This window comes from Paenibacillus sp. PDC88 (assembly GCF_900106725.1).
Classification (GTDB): Bacteria; Bacillota; Bacilli; order Paenibacillales; family Paenibacillaceae; genus Paenibacillus; species Paenibacillus shunpengii.
Window position 1 is genome coordinate 32,516 of the sequence record NZ_FNNT01000020.1, and the last position, 12,741, is coordinate 45,256.

Annotated in this window: 15 protein-coding genes; 1 reads left to right on the forward strand and 14 read right to left on the reverse strand. The window is 39.1% G+C overall.

Annotation, left to right across the window (positions count from 1 at the left end; genetic code table 11):
* Positions 1-93 precede the first annotated feature (93 nt).
* The 3 genes from BLW49_RS27680 to BLW49_RS27690 are packed head-to-tail and all read right to left on the reverse strand — an operon-like array spanning position 94 to position 3,693.
* Complete coding sequence (locus BLW49_RS27680) at positions 94-1,956, reverse strand: VirD4-like conjugal transfer protein, CD1115 family (protein ID WP_047914415.1); 1,863 nt, start codon at positions 1,954-1,956, stop codon at positions 94-96.
* An 8-nt stretch (positions 1,957-1,964) separates the two neighbouring features.
* Positions 1,965-3,374 carry a DUF3801 domain-containing protein gene (locus BLW49_RS27685; RefSeq protein WP_047914414.1) on the reverse strand — a complete coding sequence of 470 codons (1,410 nt, stop codon included), beginning with the start codon at positions 3,372-3,374 and terminating at the stop codon, positions 1,965-1,967.
* A gap of 58 nt (positions 3,375-3,432) precedes the next feature.
* Positions 3,433-3,693 (reverse strand): helix-turn-helix domain-containing protein, encoded by a 261-nt coding sequence (locus BLW49_RS27690; RefSeq protein WP_081872839.1) that lies wholly within the window; start codon positions 3,691-3,693, stop codon positions 3,433-3,435.
* A gap of 102 nt (positions 3,694-3,795) precedes the next feature.
* Here BLW49_RS27690 and BLW49_RS27695 point away from each other — a divergent pair, with 102 nt between their 5' ends.
* Complete coding sequence (locus tag BLW49_RS27695) at positions 3,796-4,227, forward strand: helix-turn-helix domain-containing protein (RefSeq protein ID WP_047914413.1); 432 nt, start codon at positions 3,796-3,798, stop codon at positions 4,225-4,227.
* 87 nt (positions 4,228-4,314) lie between these two features.
* Here BLW49_RS27695 and BLW49_RS27700 read toward each other — a convergent pair whose 3' ends face one another.
* The 11 genes from BLW49_RS27700 to BLW49_RS27750 form a co-directional block, all read right to left on the reverse strand.
* Positions 4,315-4,896, reverse strand: coding sequence for a response regulator transcription factor (locus BLW49_RS27700; protein ID WP_047914412.1), 582 nt, complete (start codon positions 4,894-4,896; stop codon positions 4,315-4,317).
* Positions 4,897-4,951: 55 nt separating this feature from the next.
* Positions 4,952-6,319, reverse strand: coding sequence for a sensor histidine kinase (locus tag BLW49_RS27705; RefSeq protein WP_047914411.1), 1,368 nt, complete (start codon positions 6,317-6,319; stop codon positions 4,952-4,954).
* An 8-nt stretch (positions 6,320-6,327) separates the two neighbouring features.
* Positions 6,328-7,038, reverse strand: a complete 711-nt coding sequence (locus tag BLW49_RS27710; RefSeq protein ID WP_047914410.1) for an HAD family hydrolase — start codon at positions 7,036-7,038, stop codon at positions 6,328-6,330.
* A gap of 234 nt (positions 7,039-7,272) precedes the next feature.
* Positions 7,273-8,742, reverse strand: coding sequence for a relaxase/mobilization nuclease domain-containing protein (locus BLW49_RS27715; RefSeq protein ID WP_052512300.1), 1,470 nt, complete (start codon positions 8,740-8,742; stop codon positions 7,273-7,275).
* Between the two features lie 5 nt (positions 8,743-8,747).
* Positions 8,748-9,074 carry a plasmid mobilization protein gene (mobC, locus tag BLW49_RS27720; protein ID WP_047914409.1) on the reverse strand — a complete coding sequence of 109 codons (327 nt, stop codon included), beginning with the start codon at positions 9,072-9,074 and terminating at the stop codon, positions 8,748-8,750.
* Between the two features lie 359 nt (positions 9,075-9,433).
* Complete coding sequence (locus BLW49_RS27725; protein ID WP_090728101.1) at positions 9,434-9,919, reverse strand: DUF2538 family protein; 486 nt, start codon at positions 9,917-9,919, stop codon at positions 9,434-9,436.
* A 25-nt stretch (positions 9,920-9,944) separates the two neighbouring features.
* Entirely contained in the window at positions 9,945-10,265 is a 321-nt protein-coding gene (locus tag BLW49_RS27730; RefSeq protein WP_052512299.1) for a hypothetical protein, read from the reverse strand.
* Positions 10,266-10,280: 15 nt separating this feature from the next.
* On the reverse strand, positions 10,281-11,222 hold the full coding sequence (locus BLW49_RS27735; RefSeq protein WP_047914407.1) for a tyrosine-type recombinase/integrase: 942 nt from the start codon (positions 11,220-11,222) through the stop codon (positions 10,281-10,283).
* Positions 11,223-11,240: 18 nt separating this feature from the next.
* Entirely contained in the window at positions 11,241-11,696 is a 456-nt protein-coding gene (locus BLW49_RS27740; RefSeq protein ID WP_047914406.1) for a DUF2538 family protein, read from the reverse strand.
* 41 nt (positions 11,697-11,737) lie between these two features.
* Entirely contained in the window at positions 11,738-12,112 is a 375-nt protein-coding gene (locus BLW49_RS27745; protein ID WP_047914405.1) for a YhjD family protein, read from the reverse strand.
* 24 nt (positions 12,113-12,136) lie between these two features.
* Positions 12,137-12,475, reverse strand: a complete 339-nt coding sequence (locus tag BLW49_RS27750; protein WP_047914404.1) for a hypothetical protein — start codon at positions 12,473-12,475, stop codon at positions 12,137-12,139.
* Positions 12,476-12,741 lie beyond the last annotated feature (266 nt).

The window sequence follows — 12,741 nt, forward strand, 5'->3', positions numbered from 1 at the left end:
AAAATCTACCTCTTTCATATTTTAATTTTTAGTTTTCATATCAGAATAATAGGTTTTTGGAATATGCTTTAGCAGTGACTAATTCAGCTTTAGCTAAATTAGCTCATCCATTTGCTTTTCTAAACTATCCAACTCATCAACATTTACAACAGTTAAATCTTCCATCCTTTCCTCTAACTCTTTATCGGGAACTCGCATGTTCACCAATTCAGCTATCGGATCGGAGGACGGGGATTGTTTCAAACTCATGGATGAATCAAAGTAATTATTCTCATTCGCCTCATAAAGTAACTTATAGTTAGGATGGGACTCTAGCTTATACTTGTCAGAATAAAAAGGATCAAGGCCCCTTACAAAAAGAATACATTTATTATCTGGCATTCGTGAAAGTTCGGAGATAGTCATTAAATCACGGCCTTGAGTACCGTAACTGGTACTTGATGAGCTATTCCTTCCTCTGGACTGACTTGTATTTTTGGTGTCAATCGTTTGTTTATCAAGCCCTTTATTCACCCATTCAAGTGTAGAACGCTCCTGTCCACCTAGAAACAGAATCGAATCACAGTTACCTATAATCGTTTCATATGTCTCTTTATAAAGCGATTTAAGTTGTGTCATATTTTGTATTATTGGTGCTACTGAAATATTTCGGCTTCGCATGGTGGCAATTAACTTATCAAATTCCGGAATTTGCCCGATATTAGCAAACTCATCGAGCCAGAACTTAACATGATGCTTTAGGCTGCCGCCACTCACAAAGTCAGCTTGATAATATAGAGAGTCAAACAGCTGGGCATACATCATAGCTACAAGGAAATTAAATGTGGTATCGCTATCCGGTATCAATACAAACAGTGCTGTCTTCTCGTCTCCCAACGCTTGCAGTTCAAGGTCATCGTCACTTAGTAGGTGTTCTACCTCTTCAATACCGAATGGCGATAAACGTACACCTGCCGATATGAGAATACTTTTTGCAGTTTTACCGGAAGCCATTTTAAAAATATCATATTGCTTGACGGCGATATGATTTGGGTTTTCTTCGCGTAGCACTTCGAACAGAAAATCGAATTCGCTTTTAAAGTCTTCCTCATCCTCCTTTATCTCTGCCAGCCTCAACATAGTGAATACTGTTGCAAATTTATGTTCATACTCAGGCAATTCATAAAAGATATAGAGGAATATAGCTTGCAAAAGCGCTCTTTCTGCACTTTCCCAAAATGGATCTGATGCTCCATGTTTGTTCCCATTGGTATTTTTGATCAGGTTGTTAATGACCTTTAGGATATCACTCTCCTTTTTGACATAGGCAAAGGGATTATATCTGCAACTTTGCGACATATCTATCAGGTTAAAAACCTTAACCTTATAGCCTTGTTGTGCTAAGGAATATCCCGTATCCCGAAGCAGCTCGCCTTTAGGGTCTGTAATGACAAAGCTTGTATTTGCCTGTAGAATGTTGGGTTTAACAACAAATCTACTTTTCCCTGTACCAGCTCCCCCAATAACTAAGAGATTTAAATTCTTCCTTACCTTCTTTGTATCAAGGCTAAGCCGTTCGGTTTGAGTTAAGATAATATTTGCAAATTGATCCTTGCTATTTTTTATTCGATTTCTCTCTGCATTACCTCCCCACTTGGCTGTGCCGTGTTCCTTTCCTGGCATAAGGTTCTTTTGAGTTGTGACCTTATATAGTGCAAAAATGAATACAGCGATCAATTCAAAAAATAAAATTTGAAGTGTCTTCTCACTTGGCAATACAAAAATGTTGTTGATCATGCTGGCCTTAGAAGCTTCGGTAAGCTGCTTTACATCCACAGTTTCAATATCAAACGGCTTCCCTGAAAGCTCAATCACATGATGAACATGCAAGGTTATATAAGCGATAACAACGTAAAGGATTACACAGAGGATCAAAAAGTTCCTATTCTGTATTTTCCTTTTTTCTTGATCGGTCATTATTGTAACTACCTCCCCCCTTTCTCCCTATTTCTGTTTTTTGTAGGTGGAGCCTGTTTTTGAGCTTCCACTAGCGGCCTAATTTGTTGTCTTCTTTCATCTAAGTTCATGCGTGTATTAACTCTGTGCAGCATGTCGCGTACCATTGTGGCCCTGTCATCCTGTACTGGCCCCTTACCAGTCGCACCTAACCTTTCTGTGAGGGATTCCCTACCCTTCACTTCTTCCTTTTCAATAGTTAAGTCAGACGTTTCACGTTTGAAATCAATCTCATTAACTTTAATGCCGTAACTTTCTGCCAACTCACGATGTTGAGGATTATTCATATCTAGTGTTACATGTGGAACTTTTATTTTATTCCCCTCAAGCCGCTCATAAAGCATTTGCTGCTCTGGCTCAGGCTCACTTGCCTCAGATTGCCTTCCCTCTCTCTGCTTGAGAAAATCAGGAATAGTATCTGGAGCTTCCTTCTGAGGCTCGGCCTGTAGTTCAGCTTCTTTGGCCTGCCCTCCGATGTAAATCTGCGGTTTAGAGCCATCATACTGAGATACAAGTCCCTCCGATTCCATGCGATCAATGAGGCTTCTCGCCTCACCGTAGCCGACATTAAGCTCGGACTGTAGTTTTGGGATCGCTATTTCCCCGGCCTCTCTCGCAAGATCGACAGCCTGCAAGTAACGTTCGTCTGCCATATTTTTTTGCGGGTCAGTGAATGAAGAAGTATCAATTCCTTCTCTTTCAGCCAGTTCACGTTGAAAACCCACATTCATATCCAGCACGGCATCGTTAACCTTAATTTCACTGTCCCCAACAACGTCATATTTCGATTTACCGTTGTTTGGCGTATCCGCACTATCTCTTACTGCCTTTTCATTTTCGAGACGTGCGTTATTCACTTGAAGGTCACTTAAATTGATACCTTCCTTTGCTGCCAATTCACGATGAAATTTAATGTCCATATCCAACACAGCATTAGGAACCCGGATGCTTGATTCTCCAACCACCTGATAGGGTAATGCTCTTTCAGGCTGCTTATCGGCGCGATCAGTCGGGGTCAGCTCTTTATTTATAAGGTTTTCAATAATACTTTTGACCCGAACTTCATCGCTTTGTTTATAGAAAACAGAATGTCGGCCTTCATCTTCAACCACAGCATAGGCGATTTGATAACGTTTAGCTTTCTCTGCAAATTCCTTTAATCTGCTTTTATCCAGATCGAATAGCTTAATTTCATCCTTGCTGGCAAGGAGCTTTTTCAATGATTTCTCGCCCGGCTTGTCGCCCTGTTCTCTAGCCTTATTGATGAGGAATATCAACATCTGTTTTATTGATTCGTTAGTCATTTTAGCGGTTTCTCTGGAGAAGTCAGAAGCCATTCGCGTAACAATTGTTGAAACATCACCGCCGATATCAGACATTCTATCGCCCCTCATTACGAATTTTTCACTGGAACAGTACACGTTTCATTGATGACCATTACACTGTTGCTGTATCTTCGCTTTCATCTTCAAGCTCTTTAATATCAACCTCCAGCGCCTTAGCAAGCTTTCTTATATTTTCGTGAGTCGGGTACTTGCGATTCCCTTTCTCGATTTGGGATATGGTTGGTTGCGGAACCCCCGATTTTTCCGAAAGCTTCAGCTGAGTCCAACCTTTCTCCTTTCTCTTTTTTTTAAGTTTATAAATAACTCGCACCTCCTTGATGACATTATATTCGAAAACGAATATTTTAGTCAACAGTTTTTTATTCTTATTCGAATAATTATTTGAGTAACGGGCATCGCTTATTCTTTTCTGTTATGATTTAAGTAAAATTCTCAGCAATGGTGCGTGAAGTGAATGGATCAGCTAAACAGTATAATTGGAGCCAATATTAAACATTTTAGAAAAGCAGTAAAAATGTCCACTACGACATTAGCTGAGTTATCAAAAACATCACAAAGTACGATCAGTAAGATCGAAAATGGAAGTTCAACCAGTATCGAAATCCTAATACAGATATGTGATGCTCTCAAAATATCGCTTAATGACATTCTTCCTGCCGGCTTATTGCCCGACACACAACCGGATCATTCCGGAAAGAGACAATTACTTGGGTTATTAGATGAACTAACGGATGCAGAAATTAAAACAATACAATTTTTACTCTCGGCCAACATACTTCCGGTAATAAAGCAAATCACCCCTTTATTAACAGCTTTAGATGAGTTGGATGAAAAATCACGTAATAATCTTCACACCCTTCTTTATTCGATATTAAATAACAGGTGATAGCTATATCGTACAAGTTTCGACAATTTCAAGGGAGGGCCAAAATTATACCCCCTCAATCAAAAATAAGAGACTGACCATATAGGGTCAGCCTCTTATTTTGATTTGTATTTGCTTTATTTGCTTCTTTACAGTCTCAACAGACTTGAACAGCACCTTTGCTATCTCCGCTTTATTCATCCCCTTTTCCCGTAGATCGTAGACCTCTCTCTCTGTGGGAGTAAGGATATACTTTAGCTTCCTCTCCTTTTTCAGCTCCGCAACGAGTACAGCGGACGCGTCAGAATGAATACCCGGATGATCACTGTAAGCTTCCCGTACAGCCCTTGGTATGTCCCGGTAAGACGTTTTAGTAATATAATTAACTGCGCCTTTATCAAAGGCATCCAGGATGATTTCCTTGTCGTTTAGAGCGGTCAACATAATTATATTGCTAAGTCCTAGCTGCTTTAACTCCAAAGCCGTATCCAGCCCGTCACATTCGTTAGGACTTAACATGACATCGACCAAGGCTACATCAACGTTATTTTCTTTATAAGCCCTTATTGCTGCCTCTTTACTTGCCGCGCAGCTAACCACATTCAAATCCTGTTCTCTCTCTATGAAGGAAGACAAGCAGTCTTCCCATACTGGATCATCCTCAACCAACATAACATTTATTTGGGTCATCAAATTCCCTCCTATAGCGGTAAAAGAACCTTCTTTTCAAACACACAGTATGGCGTTATACAAGTTGTTCAGTTATAGGAATTTGCAGAATAAAAGTTGTACCTAACCCCTTCTTGGATTGTACATCAATTTTCCCATCGTGCTTATGCATAACATTCATGCAGTAGGCCAACCCTAATCCGAAATTTTTGCTTCTGTTCTTAGTTGTGAAATACGGATGAAATATACGAGTTAAATCTTCCTGATCAATGCCCGAGCCGTTATCTTGGATTTCAATAACGATAGCCTTTCTGGTTTCATATGCAGATATTCGCAGCTGCCCATTTTGTTCCATAGCCTCAGCTGCATTCTTAATCAAATTCCGTAAAACCTCTTGCATATGCACACTGTCACAATACATTTTCACATTGGTTTTGACATGTATAACAACGTCTATATTTTTCTTTTCCAAATACGGTAAACTCATTTCAATACTGGATTCAATGATCTCACAGACCTTATGGTAATCAGGTATAAGTATAATCTCCTGAGAATGTTTCTGAATTCGATCAACCATTGAGAGCATGTGTGAAGTGGAGTCCATTATAGTATTAATGTCTTTTACAATCGGCTTCGGGTTTTCCCGTTCAGCTTCATACTTAATCCGATCAGAAAGTATGTCAATTTTACCAATCTCATTTTTTATAGTATGGTTTAACGCTGATGCCCCGGAAGTAACCGCACGCATCGCACTTTCACGCTTGTTATTATCGAATCGAAGTCTGACCCCTAAAAGTCCATGCTTTGAAATCAAAATAACAAAAGCCATAAACAAAAGGGTTATAACTAAAGGCATTAACCTCCACACTTCCTCAAAATCAAAAAATGCCTTAAACGTGTAGTTCACAAAAATTTGAAAGATGATCGGTGGAAAGGTGAACAAAATAATATAGAAGCGATTCCGTTTAATTAACTGGATGCTCTCTTTAGCATAGCTGACTATCAATAAAGTCATCCCCACCAATAAATAAGGCACACACCACATAAAGAGTATTCGAAAATTATTTTTTATGTCTGGATAGAATGGAGTGTTGAAAAGCATTATCACTATTGGGATCAGTAAAACATAAGCAAGCTTGCTCTTCAATTGTTTGTTGAAGAATCCGCTGTAACTAATGGCGAACATCAAAAAGCAATAGGGCAATCCATTATGATTCATGAATGAACCTATTATGTGTAATTTAAAAAGTATGTTTTCAATGGTCGGCGTGATCAGCTCATGTGTATGTAAGTAAGGAATGGCCGTTTCTGTCATGGCACGAGACAGGCCACCACCGCCAGCCGCAAAAGCAGAAAATGCAACCCACCGAGTAGATTCATTTTTTGGGTTATTTACAAGAAGAACAGCAGCAATTGTCCATAAAAAAATAAGAACAAAAACCATATTTCCTCCTACAATGTTTCGCCCAGTTGAACTATATCTGCTTTAATAAAACGGGCCTCTTTCTTTATCTGACCCATCCACTTTTCATCTTTCTTCGCAACTACTAAAGGATAGTCCACATGATTCAGTGCTGGTAAATCATATTTTGAATCTCCAATGGATAGAGTTACGGCAGGATCAAACTTGGCAATCTCCCTGCCCTTAAATCCATCAAGATTTGAGAAATCTATTGTTATCCCATTCCCATCCGGTTGTACCTTTAAGCAGCTGTAAGGAACATCGAAATACTCCCCATACTGTTTTACCAATAAATCAAAATTCGTCGAAAGCAATTCAACATAAACACCTTTTTCTTTCAGATGGAAAATCAAATCGTGAGTAAAGCTAATGAACCTACCTTTTAAGCTTTTCTCAAAAAATAACTTCGATAAGTATTCCAACTGAGCATAAGAATATTTTTTGAATTTTCGAAGCACAAAAAGTTTATTAAATGAATCCCGTGACACGGCATCCAATGCTAAAAAATATGGGGCACGGAGAACAAATGTTGAAAAGTATAGGGGCCACAACTTTTCTCCAATTTCTTGTTTTTTTATAAACAGATAAAATTGTACGATGTTACTTTTTGTTATTGTGTTATCTACATCAATAACAGCGTTCCTCACTCCTTTGTTGTCAATCAAGTCGTCAATGTAAGAAAAGTCTGTAATGTAGTTCATGCGTTCTCCCTTCTCCTAATAATTGGTTTACACCCAATTTTATCAGGTATCCGTTTGAGCAAAATGAGTCCATGTATACAAAAAATCTATGCATCTAGTCCCGATCTTTTCGATGCCGGTCCTATTTTTGTGTACAAATAATAGGAGTTCAATTGTGGCCAAGAAATGAAATGAGTACAATCGAACTCCTGCAGCAAGATCCCTGGATTAAATTTTGTGTACATATAATTGTTTTTAGCGTTCTTTCCTTTCATCACGCTCATTATTTTTATTCTTGGACAAATCGAAACGCCCTCTCTGATTCAGCGTTTTTTCAATATCAGTGAGCTTATATAGTTCTTTAGTCATTGCGTTATGCCGTTCCCTCAACTGTTCGATTTTTATTCCGTATGTTTCTTGTCTCTCTCTGTAAATTGAAAAGTCCTTCTCCTGAATATTAAGCTTATCCAGTTGGTTCATTGCTTTTTCAAATGTTTCGATCTCCGCACTATATTTTTTCTTCACGAGCATTTTTCTGATTGTCGCTGACTTATATTCTTCATAAATCGGCTTATGCTTGTTGTAAGCTTCGATTGTCTGATTAATGAGTATGATACTTCGATTTGCTTTATCTGCTTCCTCAATAACTCCATTGATTTGTTTCAATCGTTGCTCTGTATCTTTGATCGCTTGTTGTAGATCACTGCGACTTTTTAAATTGTAATCTGTTATTAGCTGGAGCTGCTTGGACAGTTTCAATATTTCAATGTCGGTGCTAAAATCTCTACGCGAATTTCTCCTTGTTGCCTCTTCTACCTTCCGGTTAGTGAGCGCCCGAAGCAACGCAATAGTCAGCATGAAATTAACCGCCAATGAACCTCTTTTATATTTGTAGTTCCTTGCTGCGTCAAAAATTTGTGTTCGAGTCGGCTTCCTTTTAAAGCGGTATTTGTATTTCCGTTTTGATTCAACAAAATTAAATTCTCTAAGCTGAGTTCGTTCCTTGATACGATCTTCTGTGTATTCTGGCCCTAGGGTTTTTCCGCGAACTGATCTTTCCATGCCAGGAGCCTTGAACGTCATATATTTAACATGACCTTGCTTCATCGTGTACCCAAGTCGCTTCATGTTCTGCATAAACTCTTCGAAGGATTTAGATGATTTAATGACTTCATCTATGTCCTGCTTGATATGTGCTTTCCACGAATTCCCCCTCTTCTCTTCGTTCCATTCTTTATAAGATTTCGGAATAGCATGTTCATTTTGAGGAATAACACTGAGGCTGTATTCCTTTGCAATCTCATCTGAATAATCTCTTGCATCCTGTAAGCTCTGTTTACAAGCATTGAATTTCTTGCCATTCAACGAAACAGAATTTATAACAACGTGATTATGAATATGGCCTTTGTCTATGTGAGTGCTTAGAACGTATTGATACTTATCGCCAAACATTTTCTCGGCCCACTTCAACCCAATTTCATGCGCCTTGTATGGATCAGTAATCTCATTTTCTTTAAAGGACTGCATGAAGTGAAACCCCAGCGTTCCTTTTTCTTTTTTATGATTTTTTTTATTCGCAAGCATCTGCTTATAAGCAAGCTTATCATTAGAAGCACAGTTAACCCCAGTAACCAAACAGCCATGATCGGTCTTATTATCATTCACTATATATTTAAGAGAACGGTTCAGCGTTGATCTAATCGTTATTTGTTTAACATACGGCAATGAAATCAACCTCCACCGTAAAATTTTTCAATCTGCTGATAGATAACGTCCAGTTGTTTTTTCAGATACTTGATGTCATCGAGCGTCACATGCTCCAGCTCATTAGCTCTTCGCGCTACCTGATTAATGTTCGTCCCGATCTTATTCACTTCATAAACCAAATCGTCCACCTGTTTAAAATCTTGTTTGACTATCAGACCATCAAGAGTCATGCTGCGACAGTATTTACTTCTATCTAAACCAGCGGCATCTGCCTTTTTATCAATAATCTCAAGTTCACCCTCAGTAACAAAAAACTTCACTTCTTTATCTCTGTATCGCTTTTTTGCCAACAGGATCACCATCCTCATTTTACAGGGGTATTAGGGCGCAGCCCTAAATGAAACGGGTATTAGGGTGAAACCCTAACAAGCGTTTTTTTCGGAAGTGTGGCTACACTTCCAATGCTTGCTACCCTAAACCAACCCAAAACGCCTTTACCCATCATTTTATCATTTCCATCATTTAGAATAAAGAAAAAACAAAAAAACCTCCCTACAAAGGAAGGTCCTTATACCATAGGTCCTCTCGTACCCTGCCAGATCGGCAGACGGTATAAAAGGGATGAGGTGGCTACGCTTTTAGCGAAACGTTCCTAACTCCAACAATTAGTTAAACCCATATTGCTACTACGTTCCTTATTCATATTGAATTACAAAAGTTCAATTACAAATCGATCCCTGCGAAGTTCTAACGATTGTATGAATAGTTTGTACACTTCGTCACCAGCGTTCCCAAGCCAGCTACTTAAGTCGAAGTAATGCTGACTACCAGTAAACAATTCAACTGTTGATCGAATCAAACCTCGATATGAACTGGAAAGTTGACCGACGATTTCAGACTCAGCATGATAACCATTTTCGTCGTTATCATCCTCACCAATCCACTCTCCCCAGTACCATCCTATCGGCCCATCAGACTCACTCCAATTTACTCTGTAATAAATTTCGGGGTGGGAAACAACGTAACAAGCAGCCGCATATTCCGGATTTTTGTAAGCATTAAATCTCTCTACAAGTTGAATGAAGTTTTCTCCGTGTTCCTTAGAAGCAAACCAAACATTCCCTAACGTCATGCCTCTTTTGGCAGGTTGTCCAGATTGTACTTTTTCCGTTTTCATTTGATCTTTCATGTCCATTCCACGCACTCTCCTAATCTATAGGTTATCGTCTATTCCTTTGGACTTTTTCCCGAGCTTGATCTATCGTGTAACCCTGACGAATATAATGATTTTCTTCCACATACTCCATGTGTCGATCAACTTTTTCTGGCATTGTTTCAGGACTCCAGCCTTCCTGAATAGCTCTTCGAAGAAAATTCAAAGGTGATTTAACCGGACGTGGTGACTGCCTCATAATAAGTAATAATTCCAATACTCGTTCAAAAGGTAACGGTCTTAGCAATTCCATAATTTCGAAACTAGGATAAGTAAGTGTTGCCGTTTGATAAGCCAAAGCTATTGCCCTTACACTCCCTTTCTCCATAAATCAAATCCCCTTTCATTCAATTGAGGAAAGACTTTCTAAAGCCTCCCTGCGTTCCTGACTACTCGACTTTGTATAAACGCGAGTGTAATTCAGGTTCGTGTGACCCAAGATATCAGCTACCCTTTGAAGAGAATAACCAGTCTCTATAAGATCATGAGCGAGTGTATGACGAGGAACATGAGTAGTTAAGTCATCTATGCCTGTCTTTTCGCTTAATGTTCGGTATAGATATTCAATACCTTGTTTAGTAAGGCTAGTGCCGCCTCTTGATGAAGTAAATAATTTTTTAGTGGCTGGATTGCCGCGCTCAGCCAGCCATTCAGTGAGTGCCATACGTAAATCTTTATTCATTTCAATACGTCTGGCTTTGCCTCCTTTACCGTCGCGTACAAATAAATATCCCGTTTCAAATGAGATATCTTCTGGTTCCAGGTCAGTAACTTCACTTACCCGAAGCCCAGCATACAGCTGTACATAGACGATCGCTCGATTACGTGTGAACTTCCAACGGTTCTTTTGCTCTAAATTCTTATCATCAACAGCCCTGAGCAATTTATTACGTTCAAAGCGCTCCAACCATCTCGGGTCTTGGTCAAAATCAGCAGCTATTTTTTGCGTTTTTACTTTCAATGCTGGATTACTTTGGATAAGTTCATTCTCATTAAGAAACCGAAAGAAAGAGCGAATTGATTTCACAAAATTATTTACTGAACTGACCGAATAGCGTTTTGGTTCTTCGTTTCCTCGCTGGTAAGTCGCTTCCTCAAGCAAATACTTTTTCCATGCATTCAAGTCCCGGCCTGACACATTTACGGGATCAAACGCCTCGCTTTTCATTATCCGGTTGTGCCACTCGATGAATATTTTTGCTACGGTAACATAACGATCTACAGTGTTTTTACTCGCTCCATCTTCGAAAAGCCATGCTTCAAATTCTTGTAAGAGGTTAGTCATCGCATTCACGTCCTAATATCAATTAACTTCACGATCTAACCTTACTAAAACTGCTTGCTGATAAACTTTGATCAATTCATTGTCCCAAGTTCTTAAAGCATCGCAAAGGTTAAAATCGTCATAGCTGCTGTTGAACAGGTTAGCCCCCAAAAGTATCAATTTTCGATATCCACTAGATAAAGTCGAATATGCTTCGGTTTCAATTCCATTTCCGCTTTCATCCTCTTCATAAGTTCGCTCAATAATGACGTTCTTCTTTTTTGTTAAAATGTCTTCCACTTCAACTTCCTTGTCCTGAAATTTGTACATCCACTCCATGGGGCCTTCGTCACCAAACTTCCCACTAGTCCGGTTGTAAATTTCGGGCAGCGCAAGAATATAACATAAAGACTTATACTCTGGATCATTTACCGAATGATAAAACTCAACAAGCTTATAATAGTTACTTTGATGGGCATCGTTTACAAAGTACATACCGTACGCCTCCGTTTTCTTTTGCATTAACTTAAAACCACTCAATCTCTTTCAATCCGCTTAATATCTACACCCAAATGATCTGCAAGCATAATCTCTGCATCAGCTTTCACCTTACCCCAAAGCATCGAAATGGAGTCCACATATCCTCTGCAAAGAAACTCAGCAGCAAGGGAATGAGGCGTTCTTTTCTCGTCAATTATTTTAATTCCCTTTTGCCTCATTCTCTGCCTAATAGAACGCTGCTGCTTTATAATTTCGTCTTGTATACTCTTTAGCTGCAATTCAAATATGTGGCGAAGCTTGAAATCAGCTTCCTTCATTTTTTGGATGTTCAGCTCTAAAACATCTAGTAAGACTGGCAATTCCAAGTACGCTTTAACTAACGCCATGTCCTCTGTATCAGCTTTACGCATTTCCCCTCCGCAGACGATTCAGCATCACTTTAAAGACCGATACAGCTCAAACGTAGACTTATCAAGTCTGTTTGATGTCGTGTAATGATGTAAGAGAAATTCAAGCGCCGAAGAATTCTCGTTTAGATTAAGTTCTTGCTTGAGTGCGACAAATTTCTGCTTGTGATCCTCACCTATTTCTAAAGCCTCTTTTTCCAAACGTGCTTTCTCTTTTTTTATCTCCTGTTTATAATTCTGAAAATCTTTATAGATTTGAATTAAGCTTTCAATGACGCCATATGTTGTCTTTGCATTGAACTTATCTTTCAAGTTCTCTATCTCCACTTTCAATTCATCTGGAACCTGTATTGTTGCTCTCGACACGTACACACACTCCTTATAAAGTTGTTTTGATCCTTTAGTTAAGTGGACAGAATCGTACTCAAAAAATCATTCCGGATCTCGCCGGTTCGACTCTTATTGTGTACAAAAATGGATCTGAAGCAGCTCGCCAGGATTGTTATTTGTGTACAGAATTAGAATGATTGTTGCCGATGGGGTACCGCCAACAAAGTGCGGATTTTGTACGCTAAGCCCCGTTTGATCGAAAAAAGGCCGGTATCCTGTACGCTAAGGATTACCGGCTTCGA

Excerpts from the sequence above, each read along its gene's own strand:
- BLW49_RS27680 (WP_047914415.1), bottom strand. The coding sequence starts at position 1,956 with ATGACCGATCAAGAAAAAAGGAAAATACAGAATAGGAACTTTTTGATC.
- BLW49_RS27685 (WP_047914414.1), bottom strand. The coding sequence starts at position 3,374 with ATGTCTGATATCGGCGGTGATGTTTCAACAATTGTTACGCGAATGGCT.
- BLW49_RS27695 (WP_047914413.1), top strand. The coding sequence starts at position 3,796 with ATGGATCAGCTAAACAGTATAATTGGAGCCAATATTAAACATTTTAGA.
- BLW49_RS27700 (WP_047914412.1), bottom strand. The coding sequence starts at position 4,896 with ATGACCCAAATAAATGTTATGTTGGTTGAGGATGATCCAGTATGGGAA.
- BLW49_RS27705 (WP_047914411.1), bottom strand. The coding sequence starts at position 6,319 with ATGGTTTTTGTTCTTATTTTTTTATGGACAATTGCTGCTGTTCTTCTT.
- BLW49_RS27710 (WP_047914410.1), bottom strand. The coding sequence starts at position 7,038 with ATGAACTACATTACAGACTTTTCTTACATTGACGACTTGATTGACAAC.
- BLW49_RS27725 (WP_090728101.1), bottom strand. The coding sequence starts at position 9,919 with ATGGACATGAAAGATCAAATGAAAACGGAAAAAGTACAATCTGGACAA.
- BLW49_RS27730 (WP_052512299.1), bottom strand. The coding sequence starts at position 10,265 with ATGGAGAAAGGGAGTGTAAGGGCAATAGCTTTGGCTTATCAAACGGCA.
- BLW49_RS27735 (WP_047914407.1), bottom strand. The coding sequence starts at position 11,222 with ATGACTAACCTCTTACAAGAATTTGAAGCATGGCTTTTCGAAGATGGA.
- BLW49_RS27740 (WP_047914406.1), bottom strand. The coding sequence starts at position 11,696 with ATGTACTTTGTAAACGATGCCCATCAAAGTAACTATTATAAGCTTGTT.
- BLW49_RS27745 (WP_047914405.1), bottom strand. The coding sequence starts at position 12,112 with ATGCGTAAAGCTGATACAGAGGACATGGCGTTAGTTAAAGCGTACTTG.